Origin of the sequence: Streptomyces sp. H27-H5, assembly GCF_026627505.1 — a bacterium.
Lineage (GTDB): Bacteria > Actinomycetota > Actinomycetes > Streptomycetales > Streptomycetaceae > Streptomyces.
Genome location: NZ_JAPNLK010000038.1, coordinates 30139 through 47385, shown reverse-complemented (window position 1 = coordinate 47385; position 17247 = coordinate 30139). Strand labels below are relative to the sequence as shown.

The window sequence follows — 17247 nt, the reverse complement described above, 5'->3', positions numbered from 1 at the left end:
CGGGTATTCAGTCCTCGCGCCGGGCCCCACCGGCCACGGCGATGTTCAGGAACCGGGGCGCCGGGCACGCCCGATCGCGGAACTCCCGTGCCACGGCGGCCCGGACGGCCGTGTTGCGCTCCTCGGGCAGCAGCATCAGCACGCTCCGTCCCGGGAGCCTCCCCGGCGGCCAGGCCCGCAGCGCCCCGGCCTCCCGGGCCCGGGCCACGGCCCGGGCCGACTCCGTCGCCCACCGGGCCGGATCGCCGCGTACGACCAGGAGCACCAGCCGCGCGCCCGAGGCCGCCGGGTCGAAGACGGCGTACCGGGGAGCGTCGGAGCCCCCCGGCAGCAGGGCCTGCCCGGGGCGGGCGAACAGGGCCGCCCGGCGAAGGGCCGTGTCCCCGTCCGGCAGCGCCTCGGCCAGCAGCCCGGCCAGCTCCGCCCGGTCCGGATCCACGCCCGGCGGCGTGTGCGCGTCGGCCACCGCGAGCGCCACCGCGCAGTCCGCCGGCTCCGACGTGTCCAGCCCGGAGGCCTCCGTCAGCGAGCCCTGGACGTGCAGGTCGGTCCCGCCGCGCCCGTACCCGGCGCGGGCCAGCGCCCGCAGCACCGCGTAGGGACGGACCGCCCAGGCCGGCGGGGTCGGCGCGGGCCCCGCCGGGGTGAGCGGCAGATCGCAGCCGTCGGCGGGGTGGGCGAGCGAGCTGAGTCGGACCAGCCCGTCGTCACGCGGCGCGGCGGCCGCGGCGACCGGCCAGCCGGCGCCCGCGACCGAGCCGGGGCCCGGGTGCGGGCCGCCCGGGGAGCCCACCGGCCACGCGCCGCGGTCCAGGTGGAAGGCGTACGGGGCGCTCCAGACGGCGGTCGGGGGCCGGCCGTGCGCCGCCTCCAACGCGTACGCCACCAGCCGGAACAGGGGATCGGCGGTGGCCCGGCGGGCCAGGTCCGGCCCGACCGTGCCCACCCGACCGGCGGTCACCGCTCGTCCCCGCGGGCCGGGACCCGCTGCGGGTTGTCGCCGTCCGTGCGGGCCGGCATCGCGTACGGGTCGCCGCCGTCCTTGCGCGCGAGCATCCGGTACGCGTTGCCGCCGTCCGTGCGGCGGGCCGCGACCGTGCGGAGAGCGTCGAGCACCACCGCGCCCGCGAGGCACGGCAGTGCGGCCGCCCTGACCGCGCGGGCCAGGACCCGCCGCCCGGGCCCCGTCGGGGGAGCCCACGGGCGGTCCGGATCGGGGGCCAGCCGGGTCGTGGTCAGGGCCACCGCGCCGACGAAGTCGTTGCCCTGGTGGGCCTGACCGTGTTCCTCGGCCAGGACCGTGAACCCGCGGTCGGCCAGGGCCTCCCGCAGGTTCGCCGCCGGGATCAGGTGCTGGTGCTGGGGCTGGAACCAGGGCAGCCAGGCCGACCCCAGCAGGCGGGCCATCCGCGACCGGGGATCGGGGAGCTCGATTGCGAGGAACCCGCCCGGCGCCAGCACGGCGGCCGCCGTGTCCAGCTCCGCGAGCGGATCCCGGGTGTGCTCCAGGTAGTGGTACATGCTCACCACCTCGTACTGGCCGGCCAACTTCGCGGCGAACTCGGGGAACTGGCCCTGGAACCCGGAGTCCACCCAGCCGCGCCGCTCGGCGTCCCGGACCCCGTCACCCATGTCCAGCCCGTCGAAGCGGGTGTTCGGCCACACGGCGCGCGCCGCGTTGCAGAAGTGGCCGTGCCCGGTGCCCACGTCCAACCAGGACGCCGGTTCGCCGTACGGTTCGAGCATCCCGGCGCGCTTGCGGTACGAGTCGCCGAGCCGCCCGAACACGGATCCCGCGCTCTCGCCCCCGCGACCGTCGTAGAAGTCCCGGTAGTAGAACTCCAGCCCCTCCACGGTCAGTCGGGGGTTCTGGAAGACGTGCTCGCAGTCCCCGCACTCCTCCAGGGTGAAGCGGCCCGGTTTGCCCTGGAGCAGGTCCGGCACCCGCAGCCGCACGGTGAGCCGCCGGGAGCCGCACCACGGACAGTCCGGCCGGAGTGCCTCGAGGAACCGGTCGGTGCCGTCGGCCAGTTCGGCCCGGTAGGCGGCCGCCCGGTCCGTGTCGTCGGCCGCCGGGGAGGTCCGGGCGAGGTCGGCGGCCGTCCGCAGGGCCGCGCCGAGCGCGCGCGCCGGCCGGAGTGCGCCGGCGGCGGCGAGGTCGGCGGGACGCAGGGGCGATCCCGGGCCGGCGAGGACCAGGTACGGCTGGAGCCAGTACAGCCCCGCCGCGGCGGCGCCCCACCGCCCCTGCCGTGCGGCGACGGCCGCGAGCAGGCCGAGCCCGGCGAGCTGCGCCGCGACGACCGTGCCCGGCGGCAGGCCCTGCGCCCGCAGCTCGGCGGCCCGTACCGCACCGGTCGGCTCCGGCCGGCGGCCCGCGCGGAGCGCCGGTGCGACGGCCAACCCCGCCGCGGCGGGCGCGTACTCCTTCAAGCGGCGTGTCAGCGCGAGGAGTTCCGCCGGCTCCCGGGGCGTGTCACCCGCCTCCACCCCGGCCCGGGTCAGCACCTCCTCCGCGACCAGCACGGCGAACCCGGCGCCGCGGCCCTCGCCCAGCCGGTCGGCCCCGTACCGGGTCGGATCGACCAACCGCAGCAGCCCGAGGGCCCGCTCGACGGCCAGGTCGCCGGGCAGCAGGTCGAGCACCCGCAGGCCTTCCCGGTCGGCGTGTGCGCAGGCCGACAGGAAGGTCGCCGGATCGGGCTCGACGCCGCGCGCCGTCAGCAGCCGCCAGCCGGCGGCGCGCGGCACCCCGGTCGACGCGGCCGGCGGGATCGTGGGCAGCACCGGGAGGGACCGCAGCCTGCGGTGGGAGCGGACCGTGCCCGCGCCGAGAGCGACCAGGACCGCGACGGAGGTCCACCGGACCCGGTGCGAAGGGGATGGCGTCATGACAGCTTCTCCAACCGGTCGGCCGCGGCGGCGGCCCCGCCGGCCGCGGCGAAGGAGGCCTGGATGCGGCGGGCGGCCCGGCGGGGGCCGGGATCGTCCAGCACGGCCGTGAGCGCGTCGCGCAGTTCCTCGGGCCCCGTCCGACCGAAGCGCACCCGGACGCCGGCGCCCGCCTCGACGACCTGGCGGGCCACGATCGGCTGGTCGTCCCGGATGGGCGCGACCACCAGCGGCAGCCCGTGCGCGAGTGCCTCGCACACGGTGTTGTGGCCGCCGTGGCTGACCACCGCGTCCAGGTGCGGCAGCAGCTCCAGTTGGGGAACGCCGTCCTGGACCAGCACGTTCGCCGGCGTCCGACCCCCGATCGTGGAGGCGGGGGCGGACAGCACCAACTGGACGTCATCGGAAAGGCGTTCGGCGGCGCCGAGGACCGCGCGGTAGAATCGGATGCCGGCCTCCTGGTTGAGCGTGCCCAACGACACCAGGACCCGCCGGCGCGCCGGGTCCAGCCGCCGCCAGGGGAAATCGGGCGCCGCCGGCCGGGCCCCGAAGGCCGGACCCACATAGGCGTGGTGCGGCGGAACCTCGGCGCCCGTCCCCACCAACTCGGGCGTGGAGAACACCCACACCAGGCGTTCGGAGAACCGCGGATCCCAGTCCCCGTCGTCCGCGCCGTACTCGCTCAGCAGCGCGCCGATCCGCTCCGACACCCACTCCCCGACCTTGGGGAATCCGGCGAAGGGACGGGTGAGTTCGGCGGAGGTGCTGGCCGACGTCACCCACGGGATGCCGAGCCGACGGGCCACAATCGGCCCGGCCAGGGCCTGTTGGTCGGCGACCAGCACGTCCGGCGCGAACCGGGCGGCCGCGGCGAGCACCCCCGGTTCCATCGCCCGGGCCAGCGGTATCAGCGCCTCCTCCCACAGGAAGCGCAGCGCGGCCACCCCGCGCAGGTCGCGCCACCGCTCGTGCAGCCCGGCGTAGCCGCCCGCGACGTGCTCCCCCGCGGGGAGGATCCGGGCGTGCGGGGGGAGCAGTCGGGCGAGTTCCCCGGGCGGCCCGGTCCAGGCGACCTCGTGGCCCCGCGAGGCGAGTTCCGCCCCGACGGCGGCGGTCGGATTGACGTGCCCCGCGAGCGGCGGAACCGTGAACAGCACCCTCATCGGATCAGAGCTCCCGTCCGCACCCGCGACGCGGCCGTCGTTTCGAGGTGGGCGAGCACGGTCTCCCGCAGGACACCACTGCTCTCCTTGAGTACGTCGTGCCCCAGACCCGGCAGGACCGTCAGCGTCGCCCGCGGGGTATGACGTACCAACGTCCGCCCACCCGGCAGCAGTTCGGAGTGCTCCCCGCACAGCGTCAGGGTCGGGCAGTCCAGCCTGGCGTAGTCGGCCGGGGTGAAGACGCGACTGGCCGCGATGTCGTCGATCAGGCTGGTCCGGTTGAGCAGGTCGTCCGCGATCGCGGTCAGGTTCGCGGCCTTCCGCAGCCGAAGGGTCAGCAGTTCGGCCAGCACCGGGCTGTCCTCCAGGCTCAACGCGGCGGCCGACAGGGTGTCCACCATGTTCTCCACCCAGGCCCCGGCGAGGGGCGGTTCGAGGAGGGTCAGCCCGACGACCACGTCGGGGCGGGCCAGCGCGGCGTGCACGGCGAGGGTCGCGCCGTAACTGTTGCCGACGAGGTGGACCGGCCGGTGCCCGAGGCCCAGGGCGCCGAGCATCGCCACGAGGTCGCGTACCGCGGTGGCGCTGTCGTACCCGCCGGCCGGCCGCTCCGTACGGCCGTGTCCGCGCAGGTCGTACAGCACGGTCTCGAACCCGGACCGGGCCACCGGCACGGCCAGGGGGCAGTAGAAGGAGGACAGGTTGTCGACGACGAGGCCGTGCAGGAAGACCACCACGGGTCGGCGGCCGGCGTCGGACCCGGCGTCGGCCGGGAGCCGTTGGACGTGGAAGCGCAGGCCGTTCGCGCGGACGAAGGACACGGCGGCTCAGCCGGCCGAGGCGGCGGAGGCGGGGGAGCCGGTCGCCCGCGCGAGGGAACCGTGCGTGACCCGGGCGATGTGCTCGACGATCTCGCCCACCGACATGGCGAGGATGCCGTCCATGTCCTTCTCCGCGAGGAAGCCCATCAGGTCGACCTCGGCGCCGTAGCGGTGGTGCAGCGACTCGGCGAGCGCGACGAACTCGATGCTCTCCAAGGCGAGGTCCTCGTTGAAGGTGGTGCGCATCGTGACCTCCTGGGCGACGAGGAACTCGTCGCCGACGATCTCCACGAGCATGTCGGTGATCTCGGCGAGGATGTCAGTGGTCATGGTGGGGCTCCGTCCAGGCGACGAGGTGGTCGAGGGGGGTGGGGTGGCTCGCGGGGATCGTGTCGTGGCGGACCGTGTGGGCGACGCGCGCGGGGGACACCACGCGCAGGACACCGGATCCGGGATCGCCCGACACCCGCCAGTCGCGGGGGCGGCCGGCGAGACCGGTGCCCTCGGCCTTCGCGGCGGCCTCCTTGGCGCACCAGAGCGTGGTCAGCGCGGCCGACAGCGTGCTCCCGTCGAGGGCCGCCAGCCGTTCGGCCAGGGCCCGTTCACCCTGACCGAGGGCGATCCGCGCCAGGGCGTCGGGATCGGTGGTCACCGTCTCGACGTCCACCCCGACGGGCCGGGCGCGGTGGGCCAGGGCGACCGCCAGCCGGTCCTTGTGGGCGATCGAGAGGTGAACTCCCGTGACCAGCGGCCCTTCCGGCACCGGACGCCCCGACGGGTCGTTGCCGACCGGCACCTCCACCGGGAACACCGCACCGGCGCCGCCGTCCCACAGCAGGCCCCGCAGCGCGTCCTTGGCCGCGATCCGGCCGAGCAGCCAGGCGGGCCGCTCCCGCGGTGACCGCCGCTCGTACACGGCCCGCTCGGCCGCCCCGAGATAGCGGCGCATCACCAGCTCCTGCGACGCGGGATCCGTCCACCGGCGGCGGGCCAGGCACCACCCGGCGGGCTGCGGCTCACCGATCCCGCAGACCTCCGGGGTGAACTTCATCGGCCACACCCGCTCGTCGGCGCCGAAGCGCCGGTACGTCCAGCCGTCGATCCGGGCCCAGACCCGGCCGTCGGGACGGCACAGTTCGAGATCGCCCCGCACGGTGGTCCCGCGGACCTCCCGGATCCGGGCGGTGGCCGCCACCAGGGCGTGCGGCGGGGGCGGCGGCCCGTGGAAGCGGACCCGTTCGACGGTGGAGGGGAACACGAGCCGGTCCACCGGCAGCCGGAGCTGCATCCAGTGCCCGAACAACTGCCCGGCGGCGTCGAGCAGCGCCCCGGGGTCCGGGAGGGCGCGCAGCACGCCCCGGATGCCGTCGGCGGCCACCGTTCGGACCTCGTGCACCCCGGCGAAGCGGGGGCCGTGGAACATCCACCGGTCACGGTAGAGCGCGTCCGCGCTGACGGGGGCGGGGCCCGGGTCGCGCAGCGGCGTGGGGTCGGGCGCCGGCGCCGGGTCGAAGGACCGGCCGAGCAGGACGACGACGCCGGCGTACTCGCCCAGAGCGACGTGGACGCGCCCGGGGCCGTCCGCGCGGACACGGACCTCGATGTCGTGGGCGGGCTCGACGGGGAGCCACCGCAGGGCGCGGACGTCCTCGTACCCGACGACCTCGACGGCGTCCCGGCCGTGGTCGGTGCGGGCGATGTGGGCCAGGGCGGCCTGCGAGGCCAGCTCCAGCATGGTGGTCATGGGGACGACGGGGAACCAGTCGGACTCCTCCGGCCAGCCGGCCGGCTGGAGGTAGACCCGGTGGTCCCGTACGTAGGGCAGCGTGTCGAGACCGAGCCGCAGGACCGCCCGCCCCGGGGCCTGCCCCGCGCCGTCACCGCCGCCGCCTTCCGTGCCGCCGCGTTCCGTGCCACCGCGGTACGGGGCCCGGGCCGCGCTCCCCGTCGGGACCTCGGCCCCGGCCGGGCCGGGGGCGCGCAGTCGGGCCAGGGCGGCGGGGGAGAGACGCACCAGGGGGGAGCCCAGGTCCAGCGGTACCGCGCGGGACACCGCCGGCCGGCCCACCGGCGCGGTCGGGCCCGCCGGCATGGTCGGGGTGGGGGCCGCGGGGGCCGTGAGCTTCGTGCTCGGGGCCGGAGTCCCTGTCGGGTCGGGCGGGGTGTCCTGCGATAGCCGGTCCCACTTCGGCGCCTGCCCCTGCGTCCACAGCGCCGCACACGCCCGACGCAGTGCGGCCACGCCCGTCAGGCGGGGCGAGGACGCGGCCACCGACAGGTGCGGCCGGTTCCGCAGGGTGTCCTCGACGAACCCCGGCAGGCTCCCCGGGCCCAGCGTCACGAAGTGCCGCACCCCCGCCTCCTCGTACATCCGCAGCGTCAACGCGCGGAAGCGCACCGGTTCCAGGAGGTGCCGCACCACCAACTCCCGTACCTCCTCGGTCGACGCCGGGAACGGGGACACCGTCGTCGCCGACCAGACCCGCCCTGCCGCGGCCGGACGCAACGGAAGCCGATCGAACGCCGCCCGGACCTGACCCAGGTACGGCTCCCACATCGGCGTGTGGAACCCCGAACGGAACGGGAGCTCCCGACACAGCACCCCCTCGGCCCCCAGCCGGGCCACGACCCGGGCGACCCCGGCGGGATCCCCGCACACCACCGACTGGTGCGGGCAGTTGTCGTGGCTGACCACCACCCCGTCCTCGCCGTGCAGCGCCGCCTCGGCCCGCGGCGCCCCACAGCCCAGTGCCGCGTACACGAGGTCCGGTACCTTCAGCGAGCCCGGCCGCAGCGAGGCGAGGAAGGTGTCGACGGCCTCCCGCGGGTACATGCCGGCCGCCACCATCGCCGCCCACTCGCCCAGGCTGTGACCGGCCGACACGTCCGCCTCGATGCCCAGTTCACCGAGGGCGCGGCCGAAGAACCGGCCCGCCTCGATGGCGTCCAACGCCCGTTCCATCAACTCCCCGCCCCGTCCGAGCCGGGGGCGGTCCAGGCCGAGCAGGTCCGCGACGTCGTCGGCGACCGGTGCGAACTCCGGTTCCAGGCCCGGGTAGAGGAACGCGAGCCGGCCGCCCAGGGGTTCGGGTGTGAACCACACGTCCCCCCGGCCGTGCCACGTCCGCCCGCGCGCCAGCACCTTCGCGGCCAGCGCGAGCCGCTGCGGCGTGGGCCCGACCACCGCGAGCCGGCACGGGCCGTCCCCGGACGACATGCCCAACGGATCCGAGGGCGCCCCGGCGGCCAGGAGTTCGGCCACGTCGGCCGTGCTCTCCCCGGCGAGCAGGAGCACGTCCTCCCGCGCCCCCGCCCCCGTCGAGGCCGGAGTCGAGGTCGGGGGCGGCGAGCCCATCGGCAGGAAGCGGCGCACCGGCGGCGCGGGTCTCGGCGCGCCGCCGCCGGGGTGCGCGGAGGCACCCGGGGCCTCCTCCAGCACCACGTGGGCGTTGATCCCGCCGAACCCGAACGCGTTGACACCGGCCCGCCGGGGCTCGGGACCGCGTTCCCACGGCTCGGCCACCGTCACCGGCCGCATCCGCGTCCGGGCCAGGTTCGGGTGCGGCTCCTCCAGGTGCAGGGTGGGCGGCAGGACGCCCTCGTGCACCGCCAGCGCCGCCTTGATCAACCCGGCGATCCCCGACGCCTGCATGGTGTGCCCCAGCATCGACTTCACCGACCCGAAGCCGATCCCCGCCGACCCCGCACCCTCGTCCGACGTCCCGAAGACTCTCGTCAGTGTGTCCAGTTCGGCCGCGTCCCCGATCGGCGTGCCCGTACCGTGCGCCTCCAGGAGCCCCAGCGCCCCGGGGGAGCGGGGATCCAGACCGGCCTCCCGCCACGCCCGTTCGAGCGCCCGTACCTGCCCCGTGACGAGCGGGCTCATCAGGCTCGCCGCGCGCCCGTCACCGGCGACCCCCGTGCCCCGGATCACCGCGTAGATCCGGTCCCCGTCCCGCTCCGCGTCCGCGAGCCGCTTCAGCAGCACCACGCCGGTGCCCTCCGAGAGCAGCGTTCCGTCGGCCCGCCGGTCGAAGGGGCGGATCCGCTCGGTCGGACTCAACGCCCGCAACTGGGTGAACACGCTCCAGAGCGTGGCGATGTGGCAGTGGTGCACCGCCCCGGCGACCACCACGTCACAGCGCCCGCCCGCCAACAGCCCGACCGCCTGGTCCACCGCGAGGAGCGAGGAGGCGCAGGCCGCGTCCAGGGTGTAGGCCGGGCCCCGGAAGTCCAACCGGTTCGCCGTCCGGGCGGCGGTGAAGCTCGGCACGAGCCCGATCGAGGCATCGGGTCGATCCGGTCCCAGCGCGTCCTGGAAGGCGGAGCGCACCTGCGCGATGCGCCGCTCCCCGAGCTCGGGCGCCACCTCCCGCAAGGTCTGGGTCAACTGGTGCGCGGTCCGCACCCGTTGGTCCAACCGGGCGGTGGCCACGCCCATGAAACCGCCGCGTCCGAGCACCACCCCGATCCGCGAGCGGTCGGCCGGCAGTCGTTCCTCGCCGCCCGCGTCGGCGACCGCCTCGGCGCTCACGTGCAGAGCCAGGAGCTGGTCCGGCTCGGCTCCCTCGACCGCCGACGGCATGATCCCGAAACGGGTCGGATCGAAGGCGGCCGGCCCGTCGATGAAGCCGCCCCGCCGGCAGTAGAAACGGTCCCCGCGCGCCGGCCCGGTGGCCCCGGCGGGGTCGTAGTACACCTCGGGATCCCAGCGGTCGGGCGGGACCTCGCCGATGGAATCCGTTCCGGCGAGCAGATTGCGGCGGTAGGCGGCCAGGTCCGGGGCCCCCGGGAAGACCGCGCCCATCCCGACGATGGCCGCGTCGATCGGTCGCGGCCCGCGCCGCGGGCCGTCAGTCACGGCGCTCCCCGGTCCCGAAGCCGGTCCCGCCGCCACCGGTTCCGGCTTCGTGCGCGGTTCCCGCTCTGCCTCCGGTACCACCGTGCCCCTCGTCCCGCGCCGCCGTCAGGACGACCTGTACGTCGTGGCCGTCCGAGAGTTCGGCGAGGAAGGCGGCGGTACCCGCCTCGGGGCTGAGCACCGCGATGCCGCGGCGGCCGTACGCACGCTCCAACTCGGGGGTGACCATGCCACCCGCCTCGGCCGCCCAAGGGCCCCAGTCGAGGGACAGCACCCGGCCGGGGAAGCGGGCCGACCAGGTGTGGGCGAGCCCGTCCAGGGCGTCGTTGGCGGCGGCGTAGTCGCTCTGGCCGCGGTTGCCGTACACCCCGGACACGCTGGCGAAGAGGGCCAGGAAGGCGGGGGCGGGCGTGTCGCCGTGGTCGGCGGCGACCGCGGCGAGGTGCCGGGCGCCGGCCACCTTGGTGGTGAACACCTCGGCGAAGGCCTCCGGCCGCTTGTCCCGCAGCAGACCGTCGCGGAGGGCGCCGGCGCCGTGCACGATGCCGTCGAGCCGGCCGTGCCGGGCCCGGACGGCCGCCACGACGGCCCGTACCGCCCGCTCGTCGGTGACGTCGGCGCGGTGGTAGCGGACGGAGGCGGCGACGCCGGCGAGGGCCGCCAGCGTGGCCCGCACCTCGCGCTCGGCGAGGATCCGGGAGGCGGCGGCCTCGATCTCGGCGGGAGTGCGCAACCCCGCCGCCACCAGCGCGGCGCGCAGCGCCACCCGGTCCGTGGCCTGCCCGTACCGCTCGTCCTCCGCGGCCGTCGGCTCGGGAGTGCGTCCGACGAGCTCGACGTGGCAGCCGGTGGCACGGGCGAGGGCGAGCGCGGTCCGGGCGGTGATCCCGCGGGCGCCGCCGGTGAGCAGGACGACGGAGTCGCGGCCGAGGGGTGGCGCCGATCCCGTGGAGGTGAGGTCCGCCGGCACCGGACGGGCCGTGACGCGGGCTCCGTCGGCGGTGTAGACGACGGAGTGGAGAGGCGCGGCGGCGGGGTCGGCGCCCGGGCCGTGACCGTCATGGTCGTGCCCGCTCCTGCCGCTCTCGTCAGCGGAGTCGCAGGCCCGGGCCTCGGCGCCGTCGCTCAACTCGGCGAGCAGCTGAGCGGCGACGCGGGCCGGGTCCTCCTTCGGGTGCACCCCCACCGCCCGGATCAGGGCGCCGGGAAACTCCAGGGCGGCGCTGCGGGCGAAGCCGTGCAGGCCCGAGTCGGGGGTGGCGGCGAGGATCAGCCGGCCCACACCGCCGACGAGGGCCCCCTTGAGCCCGGCGAAGGCGCCGGGCAGGACGGGTTCCTGCCCCGCGCCCTGAGCGGCCCGGAGCGCGGACAGGTCGACGAGCCCGTCGTGGCCGGCCTCGGGCCCGGACAGCAACCGCACCTCGACCCCGTGGGACTCCAGCGCCCCGCTCAGTGCGGTCGCCACCCCCTGCCCGTCGTCGACGATCCCGATCCGCAGCCCGCGCAGTCCGGCCGGATCCCCGGCGGGCGGTGCGACGGGTACGAGGTCCACGCGCATCCGGCGCGGCCGCGGCCCGGCGGGGCGGATGCCGGGCCCGTCGTACCGTGCGCCGGTCGACGCCGAGACACCGGCCGGGGTGTCGGTGTCGTGGGCCGCGGCGCCGGTGGTCGCGGTCTCGGCGGGCGTGAGGTCGGCGATCGTGGTGTCGGACCCGCCGGCGGAGGGCGTGGTGTGGGACACGACCCAGTCGACGACGCCGCGCAGGGTCTTGAGGCGGGAGAGCTCCTCGACGGCCGACTCGGCGGAGCCGCCCGGGTCCCGGGGGAGGCCGATCCGGTCGGCGAGGGCGCCGATGATCTCGACCCGCTTGATGGAGTCGATGGACAGGTCGGCCTCCAGGTCCAGCCCGGGGTCGAGCATGTCCAGGGGATAGCCGGTCCGGGTGTGCACGATGTCCAGGACGACGTCCATCACCCCGCCTGCGGTCAGCGGCGCGGCCGGGGCGTCCGGCCGGTCCGTCGGCCCGTCCACCGGACCGTCGTAGGGGGTGTCGGGGCCGGCCGCCCGCCACGGATCGGGGGGCGCCGGCGCCTCGATCGCCGCTCCGCCGCCGCGCTTCGCAGGCCCCGGCGCCGGGGTCGCGTGCGCCGGCTCCCGGCCGTTGACCGGTGCCGACCCCCACGGGTCGGGTGAACGGCCCGGGCTCCCCGACGCCGGCGGGTGGCCGTCGGGCCCGGCCGTGGCCCACGCCGGACCGTCGCTCCAGACGGGGCCGTCGCCCCACGCCGTGCCCGGTGCGGGCCGGGCGGGGAGATGCGGCTCCGGTGCGGCCGGCGCGCCCGCGCCGGGCCCGGTGCGGCCCAGGTAGCCCAGCAGAACCTCGCGTTGGGCCTCGATCAGCAGGCGCGAGCCGCGGAGGTACTCCAGCACGGCCTCGTCACGGGGACCGGGGGCCGCGATCGGCGCGTGGCCGTTCCCGGACGCGGTGTCGGGCCTCGGTGCGGGGGCCGGGGTCTCGATGGGGCGGGGGGACCGGGCGGACAGGGGAGGAAGGGGGGAGCCGTCCTGGTCGGCGGCGCTCTGCGGGCTCATCGGTGCCTCCGGTCGGGGGATGCGGTGGGCGGGGCGGAGGCCGCCCGGGATCGGGGTGCCGGCCGAGGTGCGGACCAGGTGGCCGTCCACCAGCCAGCCCGGGCGTCGCGGGGCCCGGTCCGGGAGCGGGGCGGTGCGGCCCCGGAACAGGGCTTCGGGGGCGATCGGGACCCCGGCCGCGGCCAACTCGGCCAGGGCGGTCACCAGTCGGACCAGCCCGTGCTCTCCGGGCATGTCCAACGGCACCATCGTGTGCGGGCGATCGCCCAGGATCCGGGCCGTCAGACCGGACAGCACCCGGCCCGGGCCCGCTTCCACGAACGTCCGGACGCCGGCCGCGTACATGGCCTCCACCTCGTCGACGAACCGGACCGGCCGCGCCACCTGGCCCGCCAGGAGGCCGCGTACGCCGTCGGCGTCGGCCGGGTACGGGGCCGCCGTGGTGTTCGACCACACCGGGACGCTCGGCACGGACACCGCCGTCGCCGCCAGCTCGGCGGCGAGCGCGGACTCGGCCCCGGCCACCACCTCGCTGTGGAACGCACAAGCCACCGGCAGGAGTTCGGCCGTGTGCCCGGACGCCCGGAGCGCGTCCACCGCCTCGGCCACCGCCTCCGTGCGGCCCGAGACCACGCACTGCCGGGGTGCGTTGTGGTTCGCCACCACGCACCCGGCCCGCGCCGCGACGCCCCGGACCTCCTCCGGCGCCGCCGACACCGCCGCCATCGCGCCGGGATCGGCTCCGGCCGCCGCCAGGATCGCCTCGGCCCGGCGCGTGCTCAGCCGTGACAGGCTCGCCGTGTCGTACGCGCCCGCCGCCCACAGCGCGGTCAGTTCCCCGTACGAGTGCCCGGCGACACAGTCCGGCCGCACGCCGAGCCGGCCGAGCAGCAGGTGCGCCGCGGCGCCGGCCAGCCCGAGGGCGGGCTGCGCCACGCGGGTGTCGGTGACGGCCGCCCGCTGAGCGGCCCGCGCCGGCGCGGTGAACGCGGCCGGCGGGAACATCGCGCCCGCCACCCCCTCCGGCGCCTCGTCCAGGAGCCCGCGCAGGGCGGGGAACGCCATGAACAAGTCCCCGAGCATGCCCACGCGTTGGCTGCCCTGCCCGGGGAAGAGGAACGCCACCCCGCCGGGGTCGGCCGCCTCCTCCCGTACGTGGACCCCCGCGCCCGGCGTGAAACCGCGGGCCTGCTCCAGCCGTACCGCCAGTTCGTCCGCGTCGGCGGCGACCACGGCCACCCGCACCGGCCCGGTACCCGAAGCGGAGGCCTCCGCCGCGAGGTCCCGCAGGGCCCAGGGCCGGCCGGCCGCGTCGTTCTCCTCCAGTCGGGCGGCGAGCCGTGCCATCGCCCGCCCCGCGGCCCGCCGGTCCTCGCCCCGGAAGCAGAACAACTCCGCCGGCCACTCCTCCAGCCCGTGTCCCGGCTCCTCCGCGCCTCCGTAACCGGCCACCACCGCGTGGTAGTTGGTGCCCCCGAAACCGAACGCGCTGACGCCCGCGATCCGCCGCTCCACCGGCACCGCCCACGGCCGGGCCTCGGTGTCGAAGACGAACGGGCCGTCCTCGGCCCGCCAGGCCGCGTTCGGCGTGCTCAGGTGCGCGGTCGGGGGGCGGATGCCCGTGTGCACCGCCCATGCGGCCTTGATCAGGCCGGCCAGCCCGGCCGCGCACTTGGTGTGGCCGATCTGCGATTTGACCGAACCCAGGGCGCAGGATCCCGGCTCGGCCCCCGAGGCGGTGAACACCTCGCTCAGCACGGACAGTTCGGTGCTGTCGCCGACCACGGTCCCGGTGCCGTGGGCCTCGATCAGTCCCACGTCGGCCGGGGAGACGCCGGCCCGGGCGTACGCCCGCTCCAGGGCCCGTCGCTGCCCCTCCGGTCGGGGCGCGGTCAGCCCCAGCGACCGGCCGTCGCTCGACGCGCCGACCGCCTTGATCACCGCGTACATCCGGTCGCCGTCGCGCTCCGCGTCCGTCAAACGCTTCAGCACCAGGGCGCCCACCCCCTCGCCGAGCGCGATCCCGTCCGCGGAGGCGTCGAACGGCCGGCAGCGGCCCCCGGGGGACAGGGCCCGCACCGAGGCGAACATCAGGTAGTCGTTGATGCCGTTGTGCACGTCGGCGCCGCCGCACACCACCATGTCGCTGTCACCGTCACGCAGTTGCCGGCAGGCCAGGTCCAGCGCGGCCAACGAGGAGGCGCAGGCGGCGTCCACGGTGCAGTTGGCGCCGCCCAGGTCGAGACGGTTCGCGACCCGCCCCGCGATCACGTTCGCGAGGATGCCCGGGAAGGAGTCCTCCGTCAGCCGGGGCAACTGCTCGTCCAACGCGGGCGGCAGCTCGCCCAGATAGGCCGGATACAGCGCGCGCATCCCGTACGCGCCCGCCAGCTCGGTTCCCGCCTCCGCGCCGAAGACCACCGAGGTCCGCGAGCGGTCGAACTCCCTGCCCCGGCCGTACCCGGCGTCCCCGAGCGCCCGCGCCGAGATCTCCAGGGCCAGGAGCTGCACCGGTTCGATCCCGGCCAGCGAGGTCGGCGGAATGCCGTGGGCGAGGGCGTCGAACGGCATCGGCGCCAGGAAACCGCCCCAGCGCGAGGGGGTGCGCTCCCCGGCCCGGGCCGGGTCGGGATCGTAGTAGAGCCCCGGGTCCCAACGCTCGACCGGAACCTCCGTGACGGCGTCCCGGCCGGCCAGGATCTGCGACCAGTAGGCGTCGAGACCCGGCGCCCCCGGGTAGGCGCAGGCCATTCCGACGATGGCGACGTCGAGCGGTTCGACGACGGGACCGGCCTCCTCCTCGGCCGCCCCGGCCGTCTCGGCGACCCGCCGGTCCAGGAACTCCGTCGCCCCCCGGGTGACCTGGGCGTGCAGCGCGGCCACCGTCGTGGTCCCGGACCGCAGGGTGGCGGCCTGGCCGAGCATGAACAGTCCGTCGCTCAACTGCTCCCGCTCACTCACCGGTTCCAGGCCGGCCGGGCCCCGACGCAGCCCCTTGCCGGCGATCCGGAGCCGGCCCAGATTCAGCCGCTCCAACTCCTCCCATATCTCGCGCGGTTCGGTCCCGCCCTCGGCGAGCCGCCGTCTGGTCTCCTCGAACGTTCCCGCGTACGGGGTGTCCGCGCAGCGGGTGGCATGGCCCGGCGCCGTGTGCAACAGGACGGTCTCCTCGCACTCCACCGCCGTCCGCTGGAAACCCGGCAGGATCGCGCCCGCCGCCACCGCCTCCCGCGTGAACAGGTAGGCGGTGCCCATCAGTACGCCGATCCGCGCCCCCCGGGCGATCAGCGGCGCGGCGGCCGTGACCGCCATCGCGGCGGACCGCTCGTCATGGATGCCGCCGGCGAACAGGACGTCCAGCGCGGCCGGTTCGGCGCAGGACAGCAGCCGTTCGATCTGCTCCTCCCACAGCGGGAACGAGGCGCGCGGCCCGACGTGCCCGCCGCACTCCGACCCCTCGAAGACGAACCGCCGGGCCCCCTCGGCGAGATACCGCTCCAGCAGTCCGGGCGAGGGGACGTGCAGGTGCGTCACCGTCCCCGCCGCCTCCAGCGGGGCCGCCTGCGCCGGGGTGCCGCCGGCGATGATCGCGTACGGGGGACGCACCCGCGCCACGGCCGCGAGCTGCTCCCGGCGCAGCTCGGGCGGGGCGAAGCCGAGCAGGCCCACGCCCCACGGGCGGTCCCCGAGCCGTTCGGCAGTCTCGGCCAGCAGCCGGTGCGCCTGCGGGCCCCGGGTCAGGGCGAGGGCGAGATAGGGCACGCCGTCCGCCGCGGCCACCGCCTCGGCGAACGCCGCCTGGTCGCTGACCCGGGTCATCGGGCCCTGCGCCACCACCCGGGATCCGAGCAGCGGTCTCTCCCTGGCGGCGGCCCCGATGTGCCCGGCGACGGCGGCCCGCACGGCCCGGAGCACCCCGCCCGTGGTGCGGTGCCGTCGGGCCAGTCGGTCCGCCACGCCCCCGTCCTGGCCGACGGGCAGCAACTGCGTCCGCAGGTCCCGGGCCCCGAGCAGAAGCGCCGCCGCTCCGTCGGGCGGCGAAAGGTCGGGCCGGGCGAACACCCGGTGCCCGTCCACGAGCCGGGTCTCGGAGCCGTCCATCGCCCGCAGCGCGGCCACGACCTCCGCGGGCAGACCGGCCACCCCCTCCGAGGTCAGGGCCAGTTGTACGTCGACCAGCACACCGGCGGCCCCGCCCGCGACGGCGGCCGCCGCGGTGTGCGGGCCGATGCCCCCGCACGCGAGGACGGGCACCCCCGGTCCGGGCCCGGCCAGCAGCCGCTGGAGGAGGACGAAGGTGGTGCTCGCGCCCACCCGACCGCCGGCCTCGTGCCCCTTGGCCACGATCGCCCCGGCCCCGGCCGCCACCGCCGCCCGCGCCTCCCCGAGGTCGGTGATCTCGGCCCAGACCCGGGGGGAACCGGGGGCCGCCGCCCAGGCGGCCACCCGCTCCGGGACGTGCTGCGCGACATCGGCGAGCAACACCGTGTCCACCTGCGCCGGAAGCTCCCCGGGGCCCAGCGGACAGCCCACCGGTACCCGCACCCCGTACGGCCGGCCGTCGAGCCGCCGCCCGAGCTCCGCGAAGGCGTCCCGCGCGGGTCCGGGGTCCCGGCCGAGGTCGAGCAGCCCGAGGGACCCGGCGCGCTCGGCGGCGGTGACGATGCGGGGGTGCGGCTCCTCGAAGGGGCAGGCCGCGACGACCAGGTCACGGGTGGCGGGGGGCTGCGCGGGGTGGGGGGTCACGGGCGCTCCTTCTTCCGGTGCGTTCCGGTGCGGTGCGTTTGCTGCGCGGGCGGTGGTGTGGGGCGGTGGTGCGCGGTCCGTGGTGCCGTGTGGTGTCGTGCCGTGTCACGTGGCGTGGTGCGCGCACCGGTGCCTCGCGGTGAGGCGCGCGGGGGCCTGCGGTGCCGGTGC

The 17247-nt window shown here is 76.8% G+C and carries 7 protein-coding genes; all 7 read right to left on the bottom strand.

The window, feature by feature from the left end:
• Positions 1 to 7 precede the first annotated feature (7 nt).
• The 7 genes from OTB19_RS19950 to OTB19_RS19920 are packed head-to-tail and all read right to left on the bottom strand — an operon-like array spanning position 8 to position 17076.
• Positions 8 to 961 (bottom strand): galactokinase, encoded by a 954-nt coding sequence (locus OTB19_RS19950; protein ID WP_267799673.1) that lies wholly within the window; start codon positions 959 to 961, stop codon positions 8 to 10.
• Positions 958 to 2892, bottom strand: coding sequence for a class I SAM-dependent methyltransferase (locus tag OTB19_RS19945; RefSeq protein WP_267799672.1), 1935 nt, complete (start codon positions 2890 to 2892; stop codon positions 958 to 960). The genes OTB19_RS19950 and OTB19_RS19945 overlap by 4 nt, the downstream gene beginning before the upstream one ends.
• Complete coding sequence (locus OTB19_RS19940; protein ID WP_267799671.1) at positions 2889 to 4055, bottom strand: glycosyltransferase; 1167 nt, start codon at positions 4053 to 4055, stop codon at positions 2889 to 2891. The genes OTB19_RS19945 and OTB19_RS19940 overlap by 4 nt, the downstream gene beginning before the upstream one ends.
• Complete coding sequence (locus OTB19_RS19935; protein WP_267799670.1) at positions 4052 to 4876, bottom strand: alpha/beta fold hydrolase; 825 nt, start codon at positions 4874 to 4876, stop codon at positions 4052 to 4054. The genes OTB19_RS19940 and OTB19_RS19935 overlap by 4 nt, the downstream gene beginning before the upstream one ends.
• A gap of 6 nt (positions 4877 to 4882) precedes the next feature.
• On the bottom strand, positions 4883 to 5206 hold the full coding sequence (locus OTB19_RS19930) for an acyl carrier protein (protein WP_267799669.1): 324 nt from the start codon (positions 5204 to 5206) through the stop codon (positions 4883 to 4885).
• Positions 5196 to 9737, bottom strand: a complete 4542-nt coding sequence (locus tag OTB19_RS19925) for a type I polyketide synthase (protein ID WP_267799668.1) — start codon at positions 9735 to 9737, stop codon at positions 5196 to 5198. The genes OTB19_RS19930 and OTB19_RS19925 overlap by 11 nt, the downstream gene beginning before the upstream one ends.
• Positions 9730 to 17076, bottom strand: coding sequence for a type I polyketide synthase (locus tag OTB19_RS19920; RefSeq protein WP_267799667.1), 7347 nt, complete (start codon positions 17074 to 17076; stop codon positions 9730 to 9732). Before OTB19_RS19920 ends, OTB19_RS19925 begins: the two co-directional genes overlap by 8 nt.
• Between the last annotated feature and the right edge of the window lie 171 nt (positions 17077 to 17247).

What these genes read in the sequence shown, in the direction of transcription:
- OTB19_RS19945 (WP_267799672.1), bottom strand. Translation starts at nt 2,892, where the DNA reads ATGACGCCATCCCCTTCGCACCGGGTCCGGTGGACCTCCGTCGCGGTC.
- OTB19_RS19940 (WP_267799671.1), bottom strand. Translation starts at nt 4,055, where the DNA reads ATGAGGGTGCTGTTCACGGTTCCGCCGCTCGCGGGGCACGTCAATCCG.
- OTB19_RS19930 (WP_267799669.1), bottom strand. Translation starts at nt 5,206, where the DNA reads ATGACCACTGACATCCTCGCCGAGATCACCGACATGCTCGTGGAGATC.